This is a genomic window from Mannheimia glucosida (assembly GCF_046267875.1).
GTDB classification, from domain to species: Bacteria; Pseudomonadota; Gammaproteobacteria; order Enterobacterales; family Pasteurellaceae; genus Mannheimia; species Mannheimia glucosida.
The window spans coordinates 1573184-1599364 of record NZ_CP176502.1 but is presented as its reverse complement, the minus strand read 5'-3'; the positions used below and the strand labels follow the sequence as shown (position 1 = coordinate 1599364).

The 26181-nt window shown below is 39.7% G+C and carries 31 protein-coding genes and 1 tRNA gene; 24 read left to right on the top strand and 8 right to left on the bottom strand.

Annotated elements, in window-relative coordinates; all coding sequences use genetic code 11:
- Positions 1-12 precede the first annotated feature (12 nt).
- Positions 13-1014: a nucleoid-associated protein YejK gene (gene yejK, locus ACJ7Z2_RS07825; protein ID WP_409499911.1), complete on the bottom strand. Its 1002-nt coding sequence runs from the start codon at positions 1012-1014 to the stop codon at positions 13-15.
- An 80-nt stretch (positions 1015-1094) separates the two neighbouring features.
- Between yejK and ACJ7Z2_RS07820 the strand changes: the two genes are divergently transcribed.
- The 6 genes from ACJ7Z2_RS07820 (at position 1095) to ACJ7Z2_RS07795 (ending at position 3398) form a co-directional block, all read left to right on the top strand.
- Positions 1095-1478, top strand: coding sequence for a RidA family protein (locus tag ACJ7Z2_RS07820; RefSeq protein ID WP_409499910.1), 384 nt, complete (start codon positions 1095-1097; stop codon positions 1476-1478).
- A 34-nt stretch (positions 1479-1512) separates the two neighbouring features.
- Entirely contained in the window at positions 1513-2250 is a 738-nt protein-coding gene (gene pgeF, locus ACJ7Z2_RS07815) for a peptidoglycan editing factor PgeF (protein ID WP_409499909.1), read from the top strand.
- A gap of 92 nt (positions 2251-2342) precedes the next feature.
- A tRNA-Ile gene (locus ACJ7Z2_RS07810) sits at positions 2343-2418 on the top strand.
- Positions 2419-2652: 234 nt separating this feature from the next.
- The gene (locus tag ACJ7Z2_RS07805; RefSeq protein WP_409499908.1) at positions 2653-2889 is read left to right on the top strand and encodes an integrase arm-type DNA-binding domain-containing protein; all 237 of its coding nucleotides are present in this window, start codon (positions 2653-2655) and stop codon (positions 2887-2889) included.
- A gap of 75 nt (positions 2890-2964) precedes the next feature.
- On the top strand, positions 2965-3225 hold the full coding sequence (locus tag ACJ7Z2_RS07800; RefSeq protein ID WP_409499907.1) for a hypothetical protein: 261 nt from the start codon (positions 2965-2967) through the stop codon (positions 3223-3225).
- Positions 3222-3398 carry a hypothetical protein gene (locus ACJ7Z2_RS07795; protein WP_409499906.1) on the top strand — a complete coding sequence of 59 codons (177 nt, stop codon included), beginning with the start codon at positions 3222-3224 and terminating at the stop codon, positions 3396-3398. Before ACJ7Z2_RS07800 ends, ACJ7Z2_RS07795 begins: the two co-directional genes overlap by 4 nt.
- A gap of 254 nt (positions 3399-3652) precedes the next feature.
- Here ACJ7Z2_RS07795 and hpt read toward each other — a convergent pair whose 3' ends face one another.
- Entirely contained in the window at positions 3653-4192 is a 540-nt protein-coding gene (hpt, locus tag ACJ7Z2_RS07790) for a hypoxanthine phosphoribosyltransferase (RefSeq protein ID WP_409499905.1), read from the bottom strand.
- Between the two features lie 56 nt (positions 4193-4248).
- Positions 4249-5598, bottom strand: a complete 1350-nt coding sequence (pmbA, locus tag ACJ7Z2_RS07785; RefSeq protein ID WP_409499904.1) for a metalloprotease PmbA — start codon at positions 5596-5598, stop codon at positions 4249-4251.
- A gap of 98 nt (positions 5599-5696) precedes the next feature.
- On the opposite strand from pmbA, the gene yjgA reads away from it, so the two are divergent.
- The 5 genes from yjgA (at position 5697) to ACJ7Z2_RS07760 (ending at position 8399) form a co-directional block, all read left to right on the top strand.
- Positions 5697-6227, top strand: a complete 531-nt coding sequence (gene yjgA / locus ACJ7Z2_RS07780) for a ribosome biogenesis factor YjgA (protein WP_154704289.1) — start codon at positions 5697-5699, stop codon at positions 6225-6227.
- A 5-nt stretch (positions 6228-6232) separates the two neighbouring features.
- Positions 6233-6604, top strand: coding sequence for a SirB2 family protein (locus tag ACJ7Z2_RS07775; protein WP_409499903.1), 372 nt, complete (start codon positions 6233-6235; stop codon positions 6602-6604).
- A 12-nt stretch (positions 6605-6616) separates the two neighbouring features.
- Entirely contained in the window at positions 6617-7330 is a 714-nt protein-coding gene (locus ACJ7Z2_RS07770; RefSeq protein WP_409499902.1) for a DUF554 domain-containing protein, read from the top strand.
- 2 nt (positions 7331-7332) lie between these two features.
- Positions 7333-7896 carry a UbiX family flavin prenyltransferase gene (locus tag ACJ7Z2_RS07765; RefSeq protein WP_409501126.1) on the top strand — a complete coding sequence of 188 codons (564 nt, stop codon included), beginning with the start codon at positions 7333-7335 and terminating at the stop codon, positions 7894-7896.
- A 62-nt stretch (positions 7897-7958) separates the two neighbouring features.
- Entirely contained in the window at positions 7959-8399 is a 441-nt protein-coding gene (locus tag ACJ7Z2_RS07760; protein ID WP_409499901.1) for a pyridoxamine 5'-phosphate oxidase family protein, read from the top strand.
- 3 nt (positions 8400-8402) lie between these two features.
- Here ACJ7Z2_RS07760 and ACJ7Z2_RS07755 read toward each other — a convergent pair whose 3' ends face one another.
- On the bottom strand, positions 8403-9275 hold the full coding sequence (locus ACJ7Z2_RS07755) for a helix-turn-helix transcriptional regulator (protein WP_409499900.1): 873 nt from the start codon (positions 9273-9275) through the stop codon (positions 8403-8405).
- A gap of 108 nt (positions 9276-9383) precedes the next feature.
- On the opposite strand from ACJ7Z2_RS07755, the gene ACJ7Z2_RS07750 reads away from it, so the two are divergent.
- Together ACJ7Z2_RS07750 and ACJ7Z2_RS07745 are read left to right on the top strand one after the other, a co-directional pair.
- Positions 9384-11459 (top strand): TonB-dependent siderophore receptor, encoded by a 2076-nt coding sequence (locus ACJ7Z2_RS07750; RefSeq protein ID WP_409499899.1) that lies wholly within the window; start codon positions 9384-9386, stop codon positions 11457-11459.
- Positions 11460-11505: 46 nt separating this feature from the next.
- The gene (locus ACJ7Z2_RS07745) at positions 11506-13074 is read left to right on the top strand and encodes an alpha/beta hydrolase-fold protein (protein ID WP_409499898.1); all 1569 of its coding nucleotides are present in this window, start codon (positions 11506-11508) and stop codon (positions 13072-13074) included.
- Here the strand turns inward: ACJ7Z2_RS07745 and ACJ7Z2_RS07740 are convergent.
- From ACJ7Z2_RS07740 to ACJ7Z2_RS07725, 4 genes are read right to left on the bottom strand one after another with little or no spacing between them, the layout of a single operon-like run.
- Positions 12999-13283 (bottom strand): sulfurtransferase TusA family protein, encoded by a 285-nt coding sequence (locus tag ACJ7Z2_RS07740; protein WP_409499897.1) that lies wholly within the window; start codon positions 13281-13283, stop codon positions 12999-13001. The genes ACJ7Z2_RS07745 and ACJ7Z2_RS07740 overlap by 76 nt on opposite strands.
- 48 nt (positions 13284-13331) lie before the next feature.
- Positions 13332-13844 carry a hemerythrin domain-containing protein gene (locus ACJ7Z2_RS07735; protein WP_409499896.1) on the bottom strand — a complete coding sequence of 171 codons (513 nt, stop codon included), beginning with the start codon at positions 13842-13844 and terminating at the stop codon, positions 13332-13334.
- Between the two features lie 12 nt (positions 13845-13856).
- On the bottom strand, positions 13857-15011 hold the full coding sequence (tgt, locus tag ACJ7Z2_RS07730; RefSeq protein WP_409499895.1) for a tRNA guanosine(34) transglycosylase Tgt: 1155 nt from the start codon (positions 15009-15011) through the stop codon (positions 13857-13859).
- 58 nt (positions 15012-15069) lie between these two features.
- Complete coding sequence (locus ACJ7Z2_RS07725; protein WP_409499894.1) at positions 15070-15210, bottom strand: hypothetical protein; 141 nt, start codon at positions 15208-15210, stop codon at positions 15070-15072.
- Between the two features lie 93 nt (positions 15211-15303).
- Between ACJ7Z2_RS07725 and ACJ7Z2_RS07720 the strand changes: the two genes are divergently transcribed.
- The 11 genes from ACJ7Z2_RS07720 (at position 15304) to yedF (ending at position 26124) form a co-directional block, all read left to right on the top strand.
- Positions 15304-15876: a DUF1439 domain-containing protein gene (locus ACJ7Z2_RS07720; protein WP_409499893.1), complete on the top strand. Its 573-nt coding sequence runs from the start codon at positions 15304-15306 to the stop codon at positions 15874-15876.
- A 102-nt stretch (positions 15877-15978) separates the two neighbouring features.
- Positions 15979-16197 carry a cold shock domain-containing protein CspD gene (gene cspD, locus ACJ7Z2_RS07715; RefSeq protein WP_409499892.1) on the top strand — a complete coding sequence of 73 codons (219 nt, stop codon included), beginning with the start codon at positions 15979-15981 and terminating at the stop codon, positions 16195-16197.
- Positions 16198-16284: 87 nt separating this feature from the next.
- Positions 16285-17199, top strand: coding sequence for a DMT family transporter (locus ACJ7Z2_RS07710; RefSeq protein ID WP_409499891.1), 915 nt, complete (start codon positions 16285-16287; stop codon positions 17197-17199).
- A gap of 114 nt (positions 17200-17313) precedes the next feature.
- Positions 17314-18174, top strand: coding sequence for an arabinose operon transcriptional regulator AraC (gene araC / locus ACJ7Z2_RS07705; RefSeq protein ID WP_126302116.1), 861 nt, complete (start codon positions 17314-17316; stop codon positions 18172-18174).
- A gap of 186 nt (positions 18175-18360) precedes the next feature.
- The gene (locus ACJ7Z2_RS07700) at positions 18361-19335 is read left to right on the top strand and encodes a substrate-binding domain-containing protein (protein ID WP_409499890.1); all 975 of its coding nucleotides are present in this window, start codon (positions 18361-18363) and stop codon (positions 19333-19335) included.
- Positions 19336-19391: 56 nt separating this feature from the next.
- Positions 19392-20882 (top strand): sugar ABC transporter ATP-binding protein, encoded by a 1491-nt coding sequence (locus ACJ7Z2_RS07695; RefSeq protein ID WP_409499889.1) that lies wholly within the window; start codon positions 19392-19394, stop codon positions 20880-20882.
- The gene (locus ACJ7Z2_RS07690; RefSeq protein ID WP_409499888.1) at positions 20866-21825 is read left to right on the top strand and encodes an ABC transporter permease; all 960 of its coding nucleotides are present in this window, start codon (positions 20866-20868) and stop codon (positions 21823-21825) included. The genes ACJ7Z2_RS07695 and ACJ7Z2_RS07690 overlap by 17 nt, the downstream gene beginning before the upstream one ends.
- Before the next feature lie 2 nt (positions 21826-21827).
- A complete protein-coding gene (locus ACJ7Z2_RS07685) occupies positions 21828-22778 on the top strand; it encodes an ABC transporter permease (RefSeq protein WP_409499887.1) in 951 nt (316 codons plus the stop codon).
- Between the two features lie 12 nt (positions 22779-22790).
- On the top strand, positions 22791-24386 hold the full coding sequence (locus ACJ7Z2_RS07680; protein WP_409499886.1) for a xylulokinase: 1596 nt from the start codon (positions 22791-22793) through the stop codon (positions 24384-24386).
- A 225-nt stretch (positions 24387-24611) separates the two neighbouring features.
- Positions 24612-25814: a selenium metabolism membrane protein YedE/FdhT gene (yedE, locus tag ACJ7Z2_RS07675; RefSeq protein ID WP_409499885.1), complete on the top strand. Its 1203-nt coding sequence runs from the start codon at positions 24612-24614 to the stop codon at positions 25812-25814.
- Positions 25815-25854: 40 nt separating this feature from the next.
- Positions 25855-26124, top strand: coding sequence for a sulfurtransferase-like selenium metabolism protein YedF (gene yedF / locus ACJ7Z2_RS07670; protein WP_006250922.1), 270 nt, complete (start codon positions 25855-25857; stop codon positions 26122-26124).
- Positions 26125-26181 lie beyond the last annotated feature (57 nt).

The following is a 26181-nucleotide window of genomic DNA, read 5'->3' as shown; positions in this document are numbered from 1 at the left end:
AAAAATTTTCCATTATTTGTTACGTTCCAGCTGGTCACGCAGATTTGCCGGTAATCCTTTGATTGTCAGTGTGTCGTTTAGTTCATCCCAAATTAAACGCTCTCCTAATAATTCGGCATTGAAGCTAATCGTGACTCCTTTGCCCGAACCGGAAAATTTAGTCAGGGTTTTAAGAGCATTTCGCATAGGGGGAATATTCTCTTCCAAGCCGTATGCTTGCTCTTGCGTAAATTGGGCAAAATCAATTTCATTCAGTGTTGGTAGAGCATTAGAAAGCTCATTTAACGCAATTTCTTCGCCACTATTTATCTGCCCTTTACAATATTCGAACACTTGCTTTTTCACTTCTCGAGTTTGAGGGGCGGATAACTCCCCTTGTTCACAATAATCGCTCACTGCTTGCAACAAGGTTTGATTTTGCAGTTGTGGATTAAACCCTTCTTCCGCACTTAAGAAATCCATAAAGAAATCGGCGATTTTTCGCCCTACTCTGCCTTTCACAAAAGTTAAATAGCGGTTAGAAGTAGCATCAAGTTTCAATTCGGTTAAATTAATTCGGCAAGCAATATCGTATTGTGCAATTTCCAAATACTGCGTTCGTTTGATCTCTAATTGCTCATCAACCAACATCGAATTGCGACTATCAATCAACGCAATGAACAAATATTCGGTGGCTAAAAAAGTGTAACGACACAAAATAAAGGTGCCGCCATCCGCAAACGGATATTTGATCAGCTCTGCCGCCAGCATTTTGGCACAGCTATGGCTAAAAGGTAAAAAATCGGTTTCTTGCTCCAATAAACGGTTGAGCTGTTGAGCAAAAACAGACTCCGGTTTAAATATACCGTAAGCCTTTGCTTTACTTTGATAGGCTTGATGTAACTGCAACATCATTTGATCAACTTCAGGGGAAATTGCCAATAAATTTTCTCGCAAAAACGTATTAAGCTCCGGGTTCTCGCCCTCTGTTTTTTGTAATTGATGTAACACGATTTCAGAAACATTAATGCTCATTAATTCACTTCTCTTTATTCCAAATAATAAGAAAAGATATTATCATTAATCCGTTTATTTTTCATTAAGAGGAACACAAGATGACAGTTATCCACACAGAAAATGCACCGGCAGCGATTGGGCCTTATGTGCAAGCAGTTGATTTAGGCAATATGGTTTTAACTTCAGGGCAAATTCCGGTGAATCCTCAAACCGGTGAAATCCCGAGTGATATTGTGCAACAAACCCGCCAATCTCTGAATAACGTGAAAGCAATTATCGAACAAGCCGGCTTAAGTGTTGCCGATATTGTGAAAACCACTGTATTTGTCAAAGATCTTAACGACTTCGCAAAGGTAAATGCGGAATACCAAGCCTTCTTCCAAGAAAACGGACACCCGAATTTTCCGGCTCGTTCTTGTGTGGAAGTGGCTCGTTTACCAAAAGATGTGGGTATTGAAATCGAAGCGATTGCAGTACGCTGATAACAAGCGGTCATTTTCTTGAGATTTTTTGCAAATGGATAAAATTATTCCAAATTGGAATGTGCCTAAGCATATTCACGCATTAACAACCTTAAGAACGGGTGGCGTAAGTAAACCGCCGTTTGACAGTTTTAACTTAGGTGATCACGTTAATGATGAGCCGCAAGATGTAGCACAAAATCGTGCTTTATTGGTTGAGAAATTTCAATTACCACAAGCTCCGCTGTTTTTAACCCAAACTCACAGCACCCGAGTGATTGAACTGCCCTATTCAGGCGATAATCTTGAAGCCGATGCGGTTTACACCAATCAACCAAACCAAGTCTGCTTAGTGATGACCGCCGATTGTTTGCCGGTATTATTTGCCAGCCAAGACGGGACGGAAATTGCGGCAGCACACGCCGGCTGGCGTGGGTTATGCGATGGCGTGCTTGAGGCAACAGTTGATAAATTTAAATGCCCGCCACACGAAATATCCGCTTGGCTAGGGCCGGCTATCGGGCCGACTGCCTTTCAAGTAGGAAGTGAAGTGGCAGACCAATTCTGTGCTTTTGACCCAATAGCCAAAGAAGCCTTTATTGAAGACAGCACTACAAGCGGTAAATTTTTAGGAAATCTTTACCAAATTGCCACCCAACGTCTAAATAAATTAGGCATTACCGCCATTTCAGGTGGTGAGTATTGCACCTACAGCCAATCAGAATTGTTCTTTTCCTACCGCCGAGACAAACAAACCGGACGAATGGCAACCTTAATTTGGCGAGCAGAATAACCCTATTTTCTCTCGTTCAATAATTAACCGAGTAATCCTCTAGCTATAGACGACTACTCGGTTTTTCTCTATAATTCCAACCACTTTCCAATCCCCCCATAGCTCAGTGGTTAGAGCAGGCGACTCATAATCGCTTGGTCGCTGGTTCAAGTCCGGCTGGGGGGACCAATTCAAGTTTTCCACTCTTATTTCTTCTTTCGCAATCTTACGCAAAACCCTTGATAATACTAGTACAAACTGAATTTTAACTTATTTCTTCATTCGTATACTTTCGCATTCATTCGTTTACATACCCTTATTTTAGGGGTATATTTGAGGGTATAACGTAAAATGGTACGAAACCCATACCCTTAAACCCCTTATTATTTGATAAAGCTCTATGAGATTTTAAGGTAAATTTCTATGGCTAGAGTTACTACCGAATTAAACAATACCCAAATCAAAAACGCAAAGGCTCAAACGAAAGACTACAAGCTAATGGACGGCAAAGGGCTATTTTTGTTGGTTAAGAAAAGTGGCTCTAAGCTATGGCGGTTTAGGTATAAAAAGCCTATCACAGGCAAAGAAAGCGATTTAGGCATAGGGAGCTATCCCGAAATTACTTTAACCTACTTGCTAACGAAGATACTATCAATATAGGCACGGCTTTAAGGGGCGTGGTCAAGGTGATTGATGACAGCGTAACACGTTTGGAAGAGATTTAAGGGGGTAAAGATGTGTAACCAAGACAGAACAGACTACTTAGACCTTGTCAATGAGTTAGATCAACACCTGTTACAGGTAGAAGCCGTTATCAACTACTTAAGCGTTGATTTAGGCGAGAATAAAGAGTTTTCAGTAAGTACTGATATTGTTAGCGGTATGCTATGGACAGCCCAAACCCTTATAGAAAATGCCAAAGATACGGCTGAACGACTACATACACATAACAGGAAAGCCTTTTTAGTGTGTAGCAACAAGGAGGCGAAGAAATGATTAAATCATACGATCAAGCAATCCGCCAAGCGTGGCAAGTAACAAACCTTTTAGAGATATTGAGCAAATCAGACTTTCAAGGAATGGACGGGCTAGAGATTAGCGAAGCAATAGGCGGCATTCATTCCCTTTTAGTGGAAGCAGTAACTATCATTGAGGAAAAGAAACCATAATCACAAATAAAGCCTAGATAATCCTCTAGGCTTTTTATTTTTGTATGAAACGACACAAATCTATGTATAAATTAACAACTTGCTACAAATGGCGGAATGATATTAAATACCCCCACAAATTAGCCACATTTCCTAATGACTTTTCATTTTAAGGGTACATTTAAGGGTATATTTAACAATCCTTAATAGCACCTCTCAATAATAACAAGCCTCTAAGCAAGCATTTCAAACTCGGCTGGGCAACTAAAACCTATCTACTCTTCAATCACTACTTTCCCGATATAATCTAAATGACGGTATTTTTGGGCGTAATCTATGCCATAGCCCACAACAAATTCGTCCGGAATTTCAAACCCGACCCATTTAACCGGTACTTCTACTTCACGGCGAGACGGTTTATCGAGTAAAGTACAAATCGCTAATGAATTTGGCTCACGCAGTTTTAGAATTTCCCCTACTTTGCTCAAGGTGAAACCTGTGTCGATAATATCTTCAACAATCAAAACATCTTTGCCTTGAATCTCGCCATCTAAATCTTTGAGGATTTTCACATCTCGGCTGGATTCGGTGCTGCTGCCATAGCTTGAGGCGGTTAAAAAATCTACTTCTACCGGTAAATCTAATTTTCTGACAAGATCTGCCATAAACATAAATGAACCTCGTAATAAACCAATCACCACTAAATGTTTACAATCATTTTCTTGATAATGTCGATTAATTGAGCTTGCTAATTCGTCAATACGTTGTATGACTTCCTCTTTGGCAATCAGTGTTTCAATATGATGCTTTTTCATTTATTTCTCCTAATAATTTGATTACAAGCGGTCTAAATTTGCTCTTTTTTTGCAAATTATTCCCCTGAAACCGTCATTTTTTCTAATAAAATCGAGCCGGTTTGGATATTGGAGCGATGCTCAATATCATCGCCCACCGCAACGATGTTTTTATACATTTCTTGTAGTTGCCCTGCAATGGTAATTTCTGCGACCGGGTATTGAATTTCGCCATTTTCAACCCAGAAACCCGCTGCTCCACGAGAATATTCGCCGGTTACGCTATTAATTGCCGAACCTAACATTTCTGTCACTAGCAAGCCCGTTCCCATTTCGTTGAGTAAGCTGTTTAACCCGCCTGTACGGTTTGGTTTAACCAACCAATTATGAATACCGCCGGCGTGCCCTGTGCTTTTTAGCCCCATTTTTCTGCCGGAATAGCTGGTCATTAGGTAAGTTTGTAAGATACCATCGGTAATAATTTCTCGGTCTTGGGTAATTACTCCTTCGCTATCAAAGGCTGATGAAGCAAGTTGGCGTAATAAGTGTGGGCGTTCTGAAATCGCAAACCAGCTTGGCAAAATTTGCTCGCCAAGTTTATCTAACAAAAAGCTGGATTTACGGTATAACGCTCCGCCGCTAATTGCTCCGGCTAAATGCCCGACCAAGCCGGTAGCAACATCATTGTAAAAAATCACCGGCATTTCACCTGTTTTGATCTTACGAGGATTTAAACGATCTACCGCTTTCACCGCTGCTTGCTGCCCTACCCATTGCGGTGCTTGGAGTTTATCAAACTCACGGGAAATGGCATATTCATAATCACGCTCAAGCTGATCTTCATAGGCTGAAATCACACTACAAGAGAGTGAATATCGGCTCGAAAGGTAACTCTGCAACATTCCGTGCGTATTGCCATAAACACGCACACCACTGTGAGAATTGAAAGTTGCTCCGTCACTATTCACAATTTTTTCGTCTGCATTTAAGGCATAATGCTCCGCCTCGATCGCCAATTCGACCGCTTGCTCAACTGAAATATCTGCTTGGTGGTACAGTTCCAAATCTTTTGCCTCAAAGGCAAGCAACTCTTTATCAGCAAGCCCGGTGCAATCATCTTCTGAGGTATATTTTGCAATCGCAAGGGCTGCCTCGACCGTTTTTTGAATCGATTCTGGCTGTAGATCGGACGTGGAGGCATTACCTTTGCGTTTACCTAAATAGACTGAAATACCGAGCGAGCCATCGTTATTGAACTCGATGTTTTCAACTTGCTCTAAACGGCTTGAAACCGAAAGCCCTGCGACTTTAGTCACCCCTACTTCTGCCTCTGCTCCAGCCTGTTTTGCAAAATTTAAGGCAAATTCGACCGCTTGTCGTAGTTCCTGTTCTTGTTGTAACAAGGTTTGTTTATCTGTAATTGACATTTTGTTCCATTGATTGATTACATTGATGAATATATTCTAACTCAAATTTCTGTTAGAATACGGCATTTTTTAGAGTTTATGTAATGAAAGGATAAAGAATGGCTAAAAAACGGAGTAAAAACGAAATTGACTGGACAGATGAGGAAGAAGAAATCATCTGGGTCAGCAAAAGCGAAATAAAACGAGATTCGGAACACTTAAAAAAAATTGGGGCTGAATTAATTGAATTAACCCCGCAAAATTTAGAAAAGATCCCGCTAGACGATGATTTAAAAGAGGCAATTCGCCAAGCTCAAGGCTTTAAAATGGAGGCTCGTCGCCGTCAAATTCAATTTATCGGCAAATTATTACGCAACCGTGACCCAGAGCCGATTCAAGAAGCCTTAGATAAAGTGAAAAATCGCCATAATCAGCAACAAGCCCTATTACATAAATTGGAATTAGTTCGGGATCAACTGATTGCAATGGGCGACGCATCATTAGATAATTTATTGACGGAATATCCTCAATTAGACCGCCAACATTTGCGTAATTTAATTCGTGGGGCAATTAAAGAGCGTGAAGCCAATAAACCGGCAAAAAATTACCGTGAAATTTATCAATATTTAAAAACTGAAATCGTGGAGTGATTATTATGGAGTACCTATCAACCATTCTTAAAGCTCATATCGGCTTAGCTTATATTAGTTTAATTTTATTATTAACCCGTGGATTTTTATCGTCAAAGATGGTGGATTGGCGACAATATAAAATTTTGCGCATTGCCCCACACGCAGTTGATACCTTCTTACTTATCACCGGTATTGCTGCTGTCGCTATTTTCTTAGCTTATGATTTTTTCACCTTAGCACAATTCAGTTGGTTGCTACCAAAGTTACTCTTCTTAGTACTTTATATTGTATTTGCGACAAAAGCGTTCAAAAAAGGACAACTGTTTTCACTCAAATTTTATCTGTTAGCCGTAGTCTCATTCTTATTAATGATGCTAACTGCCACTTTTCACTAAATAAGGGAAACTATGATCGGGCCTTTTGTGAATGCCGGTGCCATTATTTTAGGGGGAGTGATAGGGGCTTATTTAGGTAGCCGCTTGCCTGAACGCATTCGTACCAGCTTGCCACTTGTGTTTGGGCTATGCTGTTTCGGCTTAGGTATGATGCTGACTGCCTCCGTAAAATATATGTCTGCGGTTGCCTTAGCATTGATTTTAGGCACGATCATCGGTGAGCTGATTTATTTAGAAAAACGAATCGGCAAAATTGCCGGTTTAGCTCGTGGTTTAATTGACCGCCTATTCCCACCGGTGCATAGTCTTTCCCAAGAAGAGTTTTTAGAGAAATTTATTGCTCTGCTTGTACTGTTTTGTGTGAGCGGCACTGGTATTTTCGGAGCAATAAAGGAAGGAATGACAGGCGATCCAAGTATTCTTTACATTAAATCGATTCTAGATTTCTTCACCGCAATGATTTTCGCTGCTTCGTTAGGCTATGCCATTGCGGCGATTGCAGCACCGTTAATTCTCGTACAAGGGATTTTAATTCTACTGGCAACCGTGATAATGCCTTTAACTACTGCCAATATGATGGCAGATTTCTCTGCAACGGGCGGCTTATTGTTATTTGCAACCGGTTTTCGCATTTGTGGGATTAAAAACTTCCCGGTGGCGAATATGCTACCGGCACTGATCCTTGCGATGCCAATGTCTTATTTCTGGGAATGGTTGGTACATTAATGATGAAAAAACGTATTATTGTCGGCATTAGTGGGGCAAGTGGTTTTCAATATGGCTATAAAGTGTTGGAACTGCTGAAACCGTTTTCAGAAATTGAAACCCACCTTGTAATGACCAAAGGGGCTGAACTAACTCGAACGCTTGAGACAGATTACGAGCGAGAAGCCTTACATCAGTTAGCAGATGAAGTACATTCTCTACAAAATGTGGGAGCAAGCATTGCCAGCGGTTCATTTAAAACAGCGGGTATGATAATCGCCCCTTGTTCTATGCGAACGCTTGCCGCTATTGCTAATGGATTTAGCGACAATTTACTAACCCGTGCGGCAGACGTGGTGTTAAAAGAACGGCGTAAACTGGTATTAATGGTGAGAGAAGCCCCACTCAATCTTGCCCACATTGACAATATGCGAAAAGTAACGGAAATGGGCGGAATTATTTTCCCCCCCATTCCGGCGTTTTACCAAAAGCCAACAAGCCTCGATGAAATGGTCACCCACAGCGTGAGCCACGCCCTTTCCCTGTTGGATATTGACATTCCAAATACCCCACATTGGGGAGAATAATTCGGCTTATCTTTTGCTTTTTGAAATGCTAGAATACCTGATAAAAACTATCAGGTATTTTTATGCGCAATCCAATCCCGACCCATATTTTAGATTTCATTCAAACTAACCACGTTGTCAATATTGCAGCTCATACCGAACAGGATTTTTGGGCAGCAAATTGCTTTTATGCCTTTGACCAAGAAAATGCTCGCTTGATTATCTTGACCGCCAAGAAAACCAGACACGCTGGCTTGATGCTTGAAAACCCACATATTGTCGGCACAATTTGTGGGCAAATTGAGAAGATCAACGAAATTGAAGGTGTCCAATTCTCCGCTACCGCCGAATGTTTAGAAGATAAACAAGCCGAAAAAGCCGCTTTGCAAATTTATTACCAAAAACACCCGCTTGCACGGCTTAAGCCTAGCGATGTTTGGGTATTATCATTCAATACCATCAAGCACACCGGTAATAAACTTATGTTTGCGAAAAAGACGATTTGGGAGAGAAATATAATTTGAAGCTCAAATAATGCCTTTAGCCTTATCCCGTTTGATTTGGCTTGGTGTTATCCCAAAAGTTCGCTTAAATGCCGTTGAAAAATTCTCCGAATTGGCATATCCGGCAAATTCAGCTGCTTGTGTAATACTCTGCCCTTGTAATAGTAATTTATAGGCTTGTTCTAATTTAGAACGCCTTAAATACGCAAAAATAGAGGTTTTGTGGTAATGCTGAAATTCATTTTGTAATGTGGTCACATTGGTATGGAAATATATTGCAATCTGTTTCAAACTCCAACCGTCAAATTTGCCGCTATCTAACGATTCCGTTAATTGCTGTACTCGATCTTTTTTTAACTGGGGGGCATGCGTCAGCTGAGAAAAAGCACTTGCTAATAAAGCTAATAGCTTCCCTTCTTTCTCAAGCAACCCAAATGGTTGCATTTCCTGCTCTGACACAATATCGTGAATAAGTTTTAACATACTCTGAGTCAAAATAATTTGGTGGGCTTTTAAATGCTGTTTAAAGTGATGATAGCTTGCCAAATTCAACTGGCTTTCTATTAGCCATTTAGGGTAGAGAAAGATAACAAGCTCTTTTTGAAGTTGCCCTTTCCTAAAAATTTTACGCCCCATTTCAGCTCTATTTAGCGGTAAAAATGCGGCTTGAGGTTTTAAACTTGCATCTAATTCAAATACTTCCGAATTAAAATCAATTTCCGATCGACCACTCAACAATATAACCAATCTTAGTCCGGCTTCAAATTCCGCAGGTTCTTGGTCTACGGTTTCAGTGACTGAAATCTCTGTATATTTCAGCATAAGATCTGAACGTAATCGGTATAAATTTGAAAAACCTTTCATTTGGTTAGCTTCATCAATCAAAATTGTTTTCATCGTTAAAAACTTTTTTTCGCACAGTAAAAATTTTATTTTACAAAGGTTTTTTGCATAAAAACAAGATATTATTATGTTCAATAATCATTCTTATTTAAGGATAAAATAATGAACATAAAAAAACACTCACTCTCTTTAATCACTTTAGCGATTGTAGCACCTCAAGTATTAGCTGAAACAGCCTCTCAAGCAGAACTAAATGCTATTGAGGTCAAAGAGAAATTAGCAGCTACCACCGGCTATATTCCTGTTTATACGACTGTAGGAACCAAAACATTGACCTCTTTAGCTCGCACACCTTTTAGTATCAATGTTGTCTCTGATGATTTAATGAATGACCAAGCTGTTCGTTCTGTTACCGATGCAGTGGCTTACACCTCCGGTATGATGGGTGGCTATCGTGGTAACAATTCGCTTATCGAAATCTCCATTCGTGGAATTGGCAATAAAAGTGATGGCGGTACAATTCCAACTTATTTAAACGGTTCTCGCTACCAAACCGCATTTGAAATCGATCCGTTCTTCTTAGAAAGTATCAATGTGATTAAAGGCCCAAACTCCATTTTATACGGGCAAGCTAATCCCGGTGGCGTAATGGATATTATCACCAAAAAAGCCGGCAGTAACCCACATCGCCATTTGCAATTTGTGGTGGGAAACCATCAACGATACCAAATCGGGCTGGATATTGAAGAAAATCTCTCCAATACCTTATCCGCTCGCTTAATCGGTCAATTAGAACGAACAAACTGGAATACCCAATTTGTAAAAGAAAAAGGCGGTGCTTTTGCTCCAAGCATTTTATGGAAACCGACTACAAATACAGAACTTAATGTTTACGCTTACTATGCAAAAAAACCGAAAGCCGGTGATCGTAACTTTTTACCGAAAGAAGGGACGATTAATAGCGTAAACGGGAAGAAGCTACCCTATGATATGTTCCTCAGCGATCTGAACTATCACGATTTAAAAGCCGAACAAATGCAAGTAGGTTACAATTTTTCACATAAATTAGCACCAAACCTGACATTCCGCCAAAATGCAAGTTACCATAATGGCGAAGAGAATTTCAAAAATCTAGTTTATTGGGGCGATGTTGGTTCGGTTTTAGAACGTAGAGCTCGCCGTTGGGATGTCAAAACCCAAGAAATCAACTTAGATAACCAATTAGAATGGGTATTTAGCACAGCAAATATAAATCATACCTTGTTAGCCGGTATTGATTATAAACGGGTGCGTGAAGATCTTGATAACTATATGGGGATTGCCCCTGATTTTGATTGGCAGAACCCTGTTTATGGCGTGACCGTTACTGAGCCTAGCTTATTTTCAAGTGAAGTGAAGCATTTAAAACAACTTGGGGTTTATCTACAAGATCAAATAGAAATCGGTAATTTTGACTTCCTGTTAGGCGGTCGTTACGATCGAGCAAAAAACAGCAACCAAGATCGTTTGAACAGTAAAACAGAGAATAACCAAGAAGGAAAATTTACTTGGCGTACCGGCTTAGTTTACAACTTTGAAAACGGTATCGCTCCGTATATCAGCTACAGCACTTCTTTTGTGCCATCGGCTGAAAAAGATGCTCAAGGAAATTTCTTAAAACCAACAACTGCTGGGCAATGGGAAGTGGGAATGAAATACCAACCTACCCAAGACACCTTACTCACCTTAACAGGATTTAAAATTACACAAAAAGATTTAGCCAATTATCAATGGCAAACCCGCTCTTATGAGCAAATTGGTGAAGTACAAACTAAAGGGATTGAAGTGAGTTTAAATCAGCAATTATCCGATAAATTTTCAATAGCGGCTTCTTATGCTTACTTGAAAAAAGAGATTACTACCGATAAAGATGGCACGACGATTGGAAAAACGCAATGGGGAGTGCCTCGCCATCAAGCATCACTTTGGGCAAAATATAAATTCTTTGATAAGCTGACCACTGGTGTAGGAGTACGCTATATGGGAACGACTTTTGGTAATAACCAAAATACTTTTACCGTCCCCGCATACACACTTTACGATATGCTACTGGCTTATGATTTTACGCCTAACTTAAACTTACAGCTCAATGCACAAAACCTGACTAATAAAAAATATGTCGCAAGCTGTGCGAATAATTTTTCCTGTTTCTATGGAAAAGATCGCAATTTAAGTGCAACGCTAAACTATCATTTTTAATCTTTAACAGCCCTCATATAAGAGGGCTTAAACTTTTGTAAAAAATATGAAAAAAACGACCGCTTGTATTCTTACTTTTTTGGTTTCATCTGTGCTTTGTGCTAACAATATAACCATTGAGCTTAAGCAGAATGACTTTGTGCAAGGCAAATTGATTCAGAAAGCTCAACAGCCACTTTCGTTATCGATTATTTTTCCTGACCAAAGCTCTCGCGTACTGGCTCAAAATGTCTTTGGTGAACAAGATTTTATGTTTAAATCAGAACAAAATGGCACGGCAACTTTTTCTATTCTAGCAAATGGTGCAACCGTCTCAGACCAAGATTTCACCTTAACGATTGAACGGCATATTCCAATCTCGGCACAAGTTGCCCTACCTAAAGTGATTGAAAATACACAGCTTGAAGAACTTAGTCAAAAAATTGCAAAAAATCCTGAAAAACAGACCGCTATACTTAACGATTTTTGGGACAGCATAAAACAAACCAGCACACCATTGGTTGAACCACTGAATGAACAACAAAGCCGTGTAACTTTCTTATGGCGTGGAGCTCAGCACAATGTTCGCATTTGGGGCGGAGTGAGTACTGAACACGATTTTATGCAACGCTTTGGTGAAATCGATCTATGGTATAAAAGTTATATAGTGCCTAATGACACCTTAGTGGAATACAAATTAGCTCCGGATGTGCCGACATTGCCCGTTGATGAATATACCCAGCGCAGAGCATTACTGGCTACAGCTCAAGCCGATCCGCTAAATAAAACACCGTACTTCGAGAAAATCGGACAAAATATTCATAATACCGATAAATTCAACTACGCTTCGCTCCTTAAATTGCCGAACGCACCTACTCAATCTTTTTTGAGTGAAGCACCGAATATTGCAAAAGGTAAAATGCAGCAGTTGATTTTTGAGAGTGCAACACTCGGCAATAAACGCAGATTATTCGTCTATCTGCCTGACGGTTTTAGTGCAGAAAAAAACTATGCGGTTCTCTATTTATTTGACGGTGTTGAATATACCGAACGAGTACCCACCAAAACAATTTTAGATAATATGATCGCTCAGAAAGTGATTCCGCCTACCGTAGCGGTGTTTATCGAAAACCCATCGAGTGAATCAAGACGAGTTGAGCTCCCTGCGAATCCAATATTTACGCAAGTATTAGCAGAAGAACTCGTGCCTTTTGTTGAAAAACAGCTCAATATAAGTGCAAAGGAGCGAATTATTGGCGGCTCTAGCTATGGGGGGTTATCCTCTGCCTATACAGTACTCAACTACCCTAATGTATTTAGTAAAGCATTGATTCTATCCGGCTCATTTTGGTGGAAACCCAAAGGCACTCCTAGTGAACAAAGCCACTATATTGTTCAACAATTTATCCAAAAAGAAAAATTACCGCTCTGCTTTTTCATCAGTGCTGGTTTTTATGAAAGCGGGAAATCAACTATTTTAGAAACTTCTCGCCATTTAAAAGATGTTTTACTCGCTAAAGGTTATCCGGTTACTTATATTGAACAATCAACCTCTCACGGCTATTTAGCTTGGCAAGGGCTTATTAGTGACGGGTTAAAAGCATTACTGGGTAGCAATAAATGCAGCTCAAATTGAGCAATGGTAAAAATCACCCGATTTTCGACCGCTTGTAGCTCACAAAGCCAACCTTGCTCTTTGGCAAGTAGCTCAAAATCGGTAAGACTGCTCTGCTGATTGAGTAAAATTTCCAAGCTATCGCCCTTTTTAAGATCGTTCATCGCTTTTTTCGCCATTAATAACGGCAAAGGGCAAGCGTAGCCGGTTAAATCTAAAACATATTCCATTATTTCAATACACAAAAGGCAAACGTGTGGTTTGCCTTTTTACTAAAATTACAGTTTGCGGCGATCTGCCATTACTTTGCCCATTTCCGATAATTTTTCTTGAGCCAAATGCTCACGCCCTAGCTCAAAAAGTGGCTCTTCAATCGCAATATGCACATCATAACCTGCCACAAAACGCTCAATTAAATCTCTATCCACATTTTCACGTTTGCCAGCAAGTAACTCTTCAAGCTGTGCAGATAATTCGTCCCAGTTTTTATGCAAATGAACGTGCTGGCGTTCCAGTTCGTCCACCTCTGCTTGAGCTTGTGGTTGCACCTTAATAAGCTCAGGGAAGAAATCATCTTCTTCATCTTCGTGATGTAAAGGGGCAGAAATGTTGAAGTAATTCAAAATCTGCTGCACGTCATTCTTCACTGCTTGGTTTACCCCATTTTTCTCAAGGTAATCCGGCAAAATTTGTAGCTGTTTGCAGAAACTTTTTACTTTGCTGTGGCAAGCATAAAGCATATCAATCGGCTCTGCCCAGCTTGCAAAGGTTTGTGGTTCAAGTTGTTGCATATACACTCCTTGTTATTTCTGACCGTTTACTTCAGATTGTAAAGGTGGCACTTCTTTGCCAATTCGAGCATAAAATTCCACCACAAAATCATCAAAACGATCTTCTTCGATCGCTTGGCGAATTTCTGCCATTAGGCGTTGATAGTATCGTAAATTATGAATGGTGTTTAGTCTTGCCCCTAGAATTTCACCACATTTGTCTAAGTGATATAAATAGGCTTTGGTGTAGTTTTTGCAAGTGTAGCAATCACATTCAGGATCAAGCGGTGTGGTATCGTTACGGTATTTCGCATTACGAATTTTCACAATGCCGTTGGTCACAAATAAATGTCCGTTACGGGCGTTTCGGGTTGGCATTACGCAGTCAAACATATCAATGCCACGGCGAACCCCTTCGACTAAATCTTCCGGTTTGCCTACGCCCATTAAATAGCGTGGTTTATCTGCCGGAATTTGTGGGCAAACGTATTCTAAAATGCGGTGCATATCTTCTTTCGGTTCACCTACCGCCAAGCCACCGACTGCATAGCCATCAAAGCCGATTTCGACTAATTTTTCCACCGAGACTTTGCGTAGCTCTTCATACACACCACCTTGAATAATCCCAAATAACGCATTCGGGTTTTCAAGTTCATCAAAGCGATCACGAGAACGTTTCGCCCAACGTAGTGACATTTCCATTGATTTTTTTGCATAATCAAAGGTTGCCGGATAAGGAGTACATTCATCAAAAATCATTACAATGTCTGAACCAAGATCGTATTGGATCTCCATTGATTTTTCCGGCGAAAGGAAAATTTTCTCACCGCTAATCGGGTTTTGGAAAGTTACACCCTCTTCTTTAATTTTACGCAGTTTGCCTAAGCTAAAAACTTGGAAACCGCCGGAATCGGTTAAAATCGGGCCGTGCCATTGCATAAAATCGTGCAAATCACCGTGCATTTTCATCACTTCTTGCCCCGGTCTTAACCATAAATGGAAGGTGTTACCTAATAAAATTTGTGCTCCTGTCGCTTTAACTTCTTCAGGAGTCATACCTTTTACCGTGCCGTAAGTGCCTACCGGCATAAATGCCGGTGTTTCCACGTGAAATTCGCCTTGTGGGCGGTTAAAGGTTAAACGCCCACGGCGAGCATTACCACTTGTTTTTTTTAATTCGTACTTCATTTTTATCCACAAATAAACAGTTCGTGAAAGCGGTCAAAAACCACCAAAAATTTACCAATTAGAACCGAAAGCCGGTGCCGACACCTAAGCCGATTCCAACTCCATTAGAGCCGCCACCGACTCCGACATTGCCACCTACACCAGTTGAGGAGCAAGCGACTAACGTTAAAATGCCTAAGCATAATAAGAATTTTTTCATTTTTTTCTGTCCTAAACGAAAAAGAGAGTCTATGATAGACCCAATCTATTCTAACCTGTTTAATGGATTAAACCTAATTTTAAAAGGTAAATTATGAAAATTTTACATAAATTCGCTGCTGTATGCGTTGCCTCAATGGCTATGCTCTCTGCTAACGGTAATTTACTCAGCATTAGCGAGCAAGAAATCAACGACTATTTAGCCACCAAATTAGCTGAAAAAATCCCTTTACAGGATAAAGTGGGCGTTCCGCATTTATTTGAATTGGATTACCATCTGCATTCGCTGACAAGCCAAATTGGTAGAACCGAAGAGAAAAAAGTGGCTATTTCCAGTGTTGTTGATGGGCTTTTAAAAGCGAAAGGCAAGAAATATGATGCGTCCATCCAGTTAAATATGGATACCACGCCTTATTACGATCCCCAAAAAGGGGCATTATTTCTTAAAGATGTCAGATTGTTAAGCTGGTCTGCAACACCGGCTAAATATCAAGCAGAACTGCAAATGTTTTTGCCGGTGTTGGCTGATGGATTAAGTAGTTTTTTAAACAGTACGCCTGTTTATACTTTAGATGAAAATAAAACAAAAGAAGCAATGGTGAAAAAGTTCGGCAAAGCCATTGTAGTAGAAAATGGTAATATCAAGCTAGAAACCACTATTTTTTAAATAATTTTGTGATCTTCGTCTAATTTTTACACTTTGATAGTTGAGCTTTTACGCATTTTATTTACAATCCAACTATCGTCATTCACTATATTGGAGATTTGTATGGATATCGGTGTTGTTAAATGGTTTAACAATGTAAAAGGATTTGGTTTTATTACATCGGATGTATGTGAAGGAGACATTTTTGCTCATTTTTCTGAAATTCAAGCAGAAGGTTATCGCTCTTTAAAAGTCGGCCAAAAAGTACAGTTTGAATTAGTTCAAGGAGAGCGAGGTGCCTCAGCCTCAAATATCACGCCTATAAGCGAAAAAGCGTTATAATCCGTCGTTAATAAAATTATTGTTATAACCATACTTTATTAGATTTTAAAGCTCAGCTTACAGCTGAGCCATTTTTGTTTTTTGAATATGCCTTCCTCTTATCAATTAGTCTTAATTAACCTACTTTATATCTTCGGTATTGGTCTAAATATTGTACTGCTTAGGTTTCTCAGTTTGCATTTTGACCCATTAAATAATAACGGTATACGTTTTCTTGTTGGTGGGTTCACCTTATTATTTTTCATTTTATGGAGATTACGCACATCGCTGTCTCAGCTGATTAAAACTCCAAAATTGATTGCGATTTCTCTATTTGTCGGGTTAATGATGTCCGCAAATATGTATTTTTGGCTAAAAGGGGTCAAAATTACAAATGCTGTTACCGCCTCTATTTTTGGGGTATTGGCAATGCCATTTGGCGTGATTATTGCCGCCATATTCTTTCAAGATGAAAGAGAACGCATTAAAAGCAAAGCTTTCTGGTTCGGCTCAATTTTAACGATCATCGGTTCACTTGGATTTATTTGGCACGGAAAAACACTCTCAATTAGCGAAGGATTTATTCTTGGTTCTGTGTTCTTATTTCTGTCAATTATTATCCGTAACATACAAAACCTAGTTGTAAAATTCGCTCGAGAGCTGAACGTATTTACACTAAGTTGTGTAACATCTTTGACTACTTCACTCTCAAGTCTATTACTTAGCCAACAAGCAGGTAAATTTAATGAGCTTTTTACTGCACCAAACTGGCTACTATTCTCTCTGATGGCTGCTGGTATTTATGCGATTATGATCGGAATGGTATTAACCTTTCACATTATCCAAACCCAAGGACTGATAACCTACCAAGTATTGGAACTATTAATGCCGGTTTCAACAGCCATCATTGCTTATATTTTACTGGACGAACGTATTTCCATTGTTCAAATGGGCTTTGCTTGTATTGTGATTTTAGGCTCAAGTATCGCCTTAAAGTTAGTAAAATATCCTAAGCACTATTAGGATCTTTGCTAATTAATATTGGTAAAATTACATTTGGTTTACTAATCTGGGCGTTCATTAGTAATGATAAACAAGCGGTTATTTTTTATTATTTTTTGGTAAATACTGATAGTCATGTATAAAAACCTTTCTTTGCTTTCACCGACTTATCCATTTGACCTTGAATTCATCGCCGGTCTTACTCAATGTGAGAAAGGCAACTATCTTGATTCTATTGTCGATAGACAACAAGGGATGCAAGGTTATATGTTGCAATTAACTACTTTTGGGCATGGCTCTGTTTCTGATGGTAAACACGTCTTTTCAGCCCATCGAGGTCAATTACTCCTATTTACACCCAATGCAGTTCAACACTACCATCGTCACCCAGAAAGCCAATATTGGCACTATAAATGGGTCTATTTTCTGCCTAATCCAAAGTGGAATAAATGGCTGAATTGGTCAAATATGGAAGAAAAAATAGGGCGGATCACCATTAGCGATGACCGTTACTTTCTGGAAATTAGCCAACTTTTCAGTAAAATTGAATTAGAACTTAAATCCAGTAAATTTTTTAAAGAAGATATTGCGACTAGTTTATTGGAATACTTACTTATGAAATGTATTTCTGCCGAGAAAATTGAGGTTATTCCTGTCATCGATCAACGCATTTTAACAGTTTGTGATTTAATTTTAACGAATCTCGCTAAAAATGAGAGCTTAGAAACTATGGCAGAAAAAGTGTTTTTATCGCCATCACGCCTATCCCATCTTTTCAAACAATCTTTGGGGATCAGCTTAGTACCATGGCGGGAATTACAACGCATTTCTGAATCCAAAAAATTACTTTATTTCTCTAATATCTCTATCTCTAATATTGCGAAATCCTTAGGTTATGAGGATTCTCTCTATTTCTCCAAAATTTTCAAAAAGCATACTGGACTGTCACCTTCTGAGTTTAGAACCTTAGAACGGCGTAAAGATAGTGAAATGTGATCTTGATCTCACTTTACTTTGCGTAGCAGAATTTTCCATATCGATAACAAAAAGTTACCTGTTTTTCTCTCACTCAAAAGCATAAGATACAAACAGCTTTAATAGTGCTGTTTCTATTAGAGAAGGGATATCAAGCTCTGTGAGTGATATTCAGTGAAATAACTTCTTATGTATGAGGGAAGAACAATGAAAAAACCAACGTTCAAGCACGCATTATTTTCAAGTATTTTAGCTTTAGCCTGTTACGGTTCGGCACTTGCCAATGATGTCGTTAATATCTCCAAAATTGACGGTATGCCGTGGTTTAACCGTATGGCAGAAGGTGTTGTGCAAGCAGGTAAAGATAACAGTGTCAATGCTTATCAAGTCGGCCCATCCAATACCGATGCACCACAACAAGTGAAATTAATTGAAGATTTAATTGCGAAAAAAGTCAGTGCTATTTCCATCGTCCCTAACGATGCAAATGCCTTAGAACCGGTGCTGAAAAAAGCGAAACAGAGCGGCATTGTGGTATTAACTAATGAGTCAGTCGGACAACCTAGTGCCGATTGGGATATTGAAATTATCGATAATGCACAATTTGCGGCAGACTATGTAGAAGAAGTAGCAAAAGCTATGGGCGGTAAAGGCGGCTATGTGATTTATGTCGGTGGATTAACCGTGCCTCAACATAATCTGTGGGCTGATTTATTTGTGAAATATCAAAAAGAGCATTACCCAGATATGTTTGAAGTGACCAGCAGAATGCCTGTCGCTGAAAATATTAATGATGCACGCCGTACCACTATTGATTTAGTGAAAGCCCATTCCGATCTCAAAGCAGTCGTTTCTTTTGGTTCACAAGGTCCTATCGGTGCAGGGTTGGCGGTGAAAGAAAAACGCTTAAAAAATAAATTAAATGTCTTCGGAATGATGATTCCTTCCCAAGCAGCCAATTTAATTAAAAGTGGTGATATTACAATGGGAATTACCTATGACCCAGCCAATGCAGGTTATGCGTTAGCGGCTGTTGCTGCCAAAGTATTAAAAGGCGAAAAAATTGAGGACGGATTAGAGATTCCAACCGTTGGTAAAGCCAAAGTAGATGGTGAGAAAAAGTTACTTCAATTCCACAATGTACTGAAAGTCACCAAGGAAAATATCGATAAATTATATTAATTTGCGCTGACATATGGGCTGATAACCAGCCCATATTTTCCCCTCAGGAGGCATTTATGGCATTTATTTCGATGCGGCATATCAGTAAAACATTCCACGGCATAAAAGCATTAAATCAAGTCAATCTCTCATTAGATTATGGTGAAGCACTTTGCCTTGCTGGTCAAAATGGTTGTGGAAAATCAACCTTGATCAAAATTCTTTCCGGCGTTTATCAACCGGATAAAGGGGCTGAAATCCAAATTGGTGCAGCCCAATATACCAGGCTGACACCGCAGGAATCGATTGATAAAGGCATTCAAGTGATTTATCAAGATTTAGCCCTTTTCCCAAATTTAACCGTTGCGGAAAATATTGCCATTAACCTGCACCGAAAATTTGGCTGGGTGAGTCAAGACGAAATTCATCAAGTTGCTCTTAATGCCATTCAAAGCATCAATGCAAATTTAGACCTAAATGCGGTATTAGAGGATTTACCGATTGCTCAACAACAGTTAGTCGCTATTTGTCGAGCGTTAGCACAAAATGCCAGATTATTGATTATGGACGAGCCGACTGCCTCACTTACCGCAAAAGAGGTTAAAGACCTGTTAGATGTCGTCATTAAACTTAAAAGCAAAGGTATTAGCATCATCTTTGTCAGTCATAAATTGCAAGAAGTGATGAGTGTTTCTGATAGTGTATTAGTGCTGAAAGACGGCAATATGGTTGGACAATATCCTATCCGTGAAATGAATGAAAAACGCCTCGGTTTCCTAATGACTGGGCTGGAAATCGATTACAAGCGGTTAGATTTACCGGATTTTTTGCAAAGAAAAACGGTATTGGAAGTCCGCAATTTAACACTGCCTCATCAGTATGAAGAGATTAACTTTTCGCTACGAGAGGGGGAAATTGTTGCTCTTACAGGGTTGCTCGGTTCGGGGCGTACTGAACTTTGCCTAAGTTTATTCGGCATTACTCAGCCACAATCCGGCGATATTTTATTAAACGGTGAAAAAGTGAGATTTAACACTAACCGTGATGCCATTGCCAAAGGGATTGCTTATGTCTCGGAAGATCGAATGCACACTGGGCTGATTATGGCAGAATCGATTCATCACAATATTATTTCGACCATTTTCCACAAAATCACCGATAAATTACAGATTATTCAATCCTCAAAGGCTTATGCAAGTAGCCAAGCCTTGATTGATTCATTAAAGATTAAAGTATCCGATTCAGACTTGCCTGTTAATACCCTTTCCGGAGGGAATGCACAGCGGGTTTCGATTGCAAAATGGCTGGCAATTGAACCGAAAATTATGATTTTAGATGCTCCGACTATTGGGGTTGATATCGCCAATAAAGAAGGGATCTTCCAAATTATTAAATCATTGGCTCAGCAAGGCATTGCAGTTATTTTTGTGACTGATGAAGTAGAAGAAGCCTATTACAACAGCCATCGGGTAATTGTAATGAAAAAAGGTCGCATTGTTGATGAAATCTTGCCGGCATATTCCAATGAAAAATCGATTGCGGAGGTGATTTATGAAAATCAGCAATAATCATATTCTTTCCGGTACGTTACTGATTTTAATCCTATTATTAACGCTATTTACCCGTGATTTTGCAACCATTGAGAACCTTTATGATGTTGTAAATAATTACTCAATGTTAATGATTTTAGCTTGTGGCTTATTTGTGGTATTGCTGTCAGGTGGCATTGATATTTCTTTCCCTGCCATCACCATTATTTCTCAATATATTATGGTTGCAGCCATCGGTAAATATGATGTGGGATTTGCTGGCGTTTTTGTTATCTCTTCCATTATCGGCATATTATTAGGTTTTATTAATGCCCTATTTGTTAATCAGCTTAGTGTTCCTTCCATTATTATTACGATCTCAACACTCAATATTTTTTATGGCGGACTACTCTATTTTACCAAAGGTGTATGGCTTTATGAGTATCCTGAATGGTTTACCCAAGAAATCGTGTTCTTTAAACAGACCACTGCCGAGGGAGTGGAATTTGGATTATCGTTTCAAGCATTAATGGCTATTTTGGCGGTGCTATTAACCGGCTTAATTACGAATAAACTCACTATTGGCAGAAAAATTTACGCCCTTGGTGGTAATCCGGATGCAACCTCCCGTATTGGATTTAATCTCTTATTTCTCCATCTGTTTGCATACGGTTATATGGGCTTTATGGCAGGTTTGGCAGGTATTGTGCAATCTTATACCGTACAATCTGTCGCACCGGATTCATTACTGGGTTATGAATTAACCGTACTCGCAGCAGTGGTATTCGGTGGTGCTAGTTTATCAGGAGGTAGAGGTACCTTATTTGGTACGGTAATGGGCGTAATGTTACTGGCGATTATTCAAAATGGGCTAAATTTGATGAATGTTTCGTCTTACTGGCAAACCATTATCACCGGTGTCATCATTATCTTAAGTATTAGTGCAACAGCATTAAGTCAGCGGAAAAAACAAGGAGTATAACGATGAAAAGTAAACTGGACCCAACAATTTTCTATCTCTTAGCACTCTTTGCAGTTGCAGTTATCGCCTTTAGTATTTTTATTCCTGACATCTTTTGGTCTATGAGCAACTTTCAATCTATGGCATCACAAATTCCAGTATTAGGTATTTTAACCCTAGCAATGGCATTACCGATGTTAACAGGCGGAATAAATCTTTCCATTATTGCCGGAATGAATGCTTGCTCATTAATTATTGCCTACTTTATTACACAATATACCTGTATTTCTTGGTTATTCATTGCTATTTTATTAAGCCTTTGCTGTGCCTTAGCCATTGGATTACTCAATGGTACATTAATTGCTGTCGTTCGTGTTTCACCGATTTTGGCAACCTTAGGCACAATGACTTTAATTAACGGCATCAATATTCTAGTCACTAACGGTTCAACCATTGCGAATTTTCCGGAAACGATGCTGAGTATCAATGCCTCAACCTTTTTATGGATTCCGCTACCTATTCTGATCTTTCTCTTTCTTGCTGGGCTGATTTGGTTTTTCTTAGAAAAAACCGCAATGGGTAAAGCAGTTTATTTTATTGGCAACAATGAAAAAGCTACTTATTATTCAGGCATCAATACCAAAAAAGTGCTGATTTGGGTTTATGTTATTTCCTCAATTCTCTGTGTATTTGCCGCTATTTTGATGATGTCTAAACTCAATTCTGCAAAAGCCTCTTATGGTGATTCCTACTTGTTAATCTCCATTTTAGCCGCAGTATTAGGCGGTATTAACCCTGACGGAGGTAAAGGGAAACTATTAGGGATTATGCTCGCCTTAGTTTTATTACAAGTGATTGAAAGTGGCTTAAATATGCTTGGCATCAGCAGTTACATTACAATGATTTTATGGGGAAGCTTATTGCTATTCTTTATCTTGCTCCAAAAAAATCGCCTTTTCCGACTAACACAGTAATGGTGGTGGATTATGCAAAATGAAAAACAACTCATTGAACAAGGTCATATTGTTATTGGTATTGAATTAGGTTCAACCCGAATTAAAGCGGTGTTAATTAGCTCAGATGGGACGATTTTAGCAACCGGTGGTGCCGATTGGGAAAATCGACTGATTGACGGTATTTGGACCTATCATCAAGATGAAATATGGGAAAAACTACAAGCTGCCTATATGGATTTAAGCAAGACGGTCAAAGAAAAATATCACACAACTATTCGCACAGCCAAAGCACTGGGAATTAGTGCGATGATGCACGGCTATTTACCTTTCGACAAACACGGAAATCAACTGGTTGCTTTTAGAACTTGGCGAAACAACATTACCTTAACCTCATCGGAAAAATTGACCGCACTCTTTCAATACCCAATTCCGCAACGTTGGAGCATTGCTCATTTATACCAAGCACTGCTTAACCAAGAGCCTCACTTGCCGGAAATTGATTACCTGACAACCCTCTCAGGCTATGTGCATTGGCAATTGACCGATTACAAAGTCTTAGGTATTGGTGATGCTTCTGGTATGTTTCCGATAGATACCGAGCTGAAATCCTACAATCCAACAATGCTGGCTCAATTTGATCAAGCTATTACCAACTACCGTATGCCTTGGAAATTGGAAGCGATTTTGCCACAAGTTCGTGTTGCTGGTGAACAAGCGGGCAAATTAACCGAAAAAGGTGCAAAATTGTTAGATCCAACCGGTAACTTGCAAGCAGGTATTCCACTTTGCCCTCCGGAGGGTGATGCCGGAACAGGTATGATTGCTACCAACTGTATCAAAGAAAAAACCGGCAATATTTCGGCTGGCACCTCTGCATTTGCAATGATTGTGTTAGAGAAAGCTCTCTCCAAAGTCTATTCAGAGCTGGATATTGTCACCACCCCAGCAGGTAAATTAGTGGCAATGGCTCACGCTAATAATTGCACCTCGGATATTAATGCGTGGGTAAATTTATTCGGCGAATGCTTATCGGTTTTTGGCGTAAATATCTGCACCGAAGAACTTTATGAAATGTTATTTCTCCACGCCTTGCAAGGCGATGTAGATTGCGGAGGGTTATTATCTTACGGCTTCCACTCTGGTGAACATAATGTCGGTTTATCCGAAGGCTGTCCAGTTTTCTTACACCCAACGAATGCCCATTTTAACTTAGCAAACTTTATGCGAACCCATCTCTACACCGCTTTCGGTGCGATGAAATTAGGAATGGACATTCTCATTAACCAAGAAAAAGTGGAAATTTCCCGTATTCTCGGTCACGGTGGTATATTTAAAACAGAAGGTGTTGCACAAAAAATTCTGTCTTCCGCACTGAATATTCCATTGGCTACCGCAAGTACTGCTTCAAATGGCGGAGCTTGGGGAATTGCATTACTGGCAGACTTTCTCAGCGTATCAGACCGTTACAGTTTAGAAGAATATTTAGATAATTGCATTTTCAACACCACCAAACTCAATCTGGTTCAACCGGATAAAACAATGAGTGAAGGTTATGAACGCTTTATGCAACGTTATAAGCAAGGCATTCCTGTGGTAGAAAAAGCGCTGTTTTTAAATACAGATTAAATAATTTAAGTATCACAAGCGGTTATTTTTGCTAAAAACAACCGCTTGTTATTTACATCTGTACAAAAAATATCTACTATAAAGACGCATTTGTAAAATGTGCATTGATATATCGCAAGTTTTGTGTATAGGAAATGAACTAATTACTGTGTCCAATCAGTCCCTTTCTTCATCGTTATACCACCCTTGCAAATCCTATTAATCTATCCTTAGTTAAGGTGCTTTATGTTAGCGATTTGGCAAAGTTTTAAACAAAATTATCTGATCAAATATTGGAATCCTGTTGCGGCGGTGATCGTAGCTGGTATTATTTCAACTTATTATTTCGGCATTACCGGCACTTATTGGGCAGTAACAGGGGAATTTACCCGTTGGGGAGGCCATCTGTTAAACGCTCTGGGTGTTGATGTTTCAAGCTGGAGCTATTTCCAACTCATCGGCTTAGACGGGACCATCTTTACCCGAATTGACGGTGTGATGATTCTCGGTATGTTTGCCGGCTGTCTTTCTGCCGCATTATGGGCGAACAACGTCAAATGGCGTAATCAGCCACATAAAAAACGGATTATCCAAGCCTTGATTGGCGGTGCGTTAGCCGGTTTCGGAGCCCGTTTAGCAATGGGCTGTAACCTCGCCTCTCTTTTTACCGGTATTCCGCAATTCTCCGTCCACGCGTGGTTTTTCACCTTTGCAACCGCCATCGGCACTTACTTTGGGGTCAAAGTGACTTTATTACCGATGTTTCGGGTGAAATTAGAACTGAAAAAAGGGGCAGCAAAAATCAAAGAAAACGATCCGAAACAAGCTAATCGCCGTTTTTGGGTTGGTATGCTCATTTTTATCACTTATCTTTCTGCTTCCCTTTATGTAATGCAATCCTCAATCAAACTTGGTTTTGCAATGCTTTGCGGCTTAGCCTTTGGCTTATTGATTGAACGAGCCCAAATTTGCTTTACCTCCGCTTTCCGTGACTTATGGGTAACCGGACGGGCTTATATGGCAAAAGCAATTATTTTCGGCATTATTGCCGGCACAATCGGGGTATTCTCTTATATTCAATTAGGCGTTTCACCTAAAATTTTGTGGGCTGGTCCAAATGCCATTATCGGTGGGCTATTATTCGGATTTGGCATTGTGCTTGCCGGCGGCTGCGAAACCGGCTGGATGTACCGCTCAATGGAAGGACAAGTTCATTTTATGTGGGTCGGCGTAGGCAATGTAGTCGGCTCAACGCTGCTGGCTTACTACTGGGACGACTTAGCTCCGGTGCTTGCCCTCGATTATGAAAAAATCAACCTACTCAAAGAATTTGGACCGGTTGGCGGATTATTCGTGAATTATGGCTTATTAATTCTTTGCTTAATTGCTGTGGTTTGGTGGGAAAAACGCTTCCTTGCCAAAGCGAAAGCAAAATGGGCAACTGCATAATCTTTTTAATTTATTTTCAACCAACAAGAGGAAAATGACTATGGCATTCACCGTTGTACAAAAACTAGATAAAGATCCAAAAGACATCACGCCTGATTACACCTTAGATACCTTAGGCGAACCTTGCCCTTACCCTGCGATTACGATGTTAGAAACAATGCCACAACTACAAAAAGGAGAGATATTGGAACTGTTAAGCGATTGTGCCCAATCGATTAATAATATTCCGATTGATACTAAAAATCACGGCTATACCCTATTAAGCGTAGAACAAGACGGCACTAAATTACGCTATTTAATTCAGCGTTAATTGCAAAACATTAGTGAAAAACGACCGCTTGTCGTAAAATATCAACTATTCAAGAGC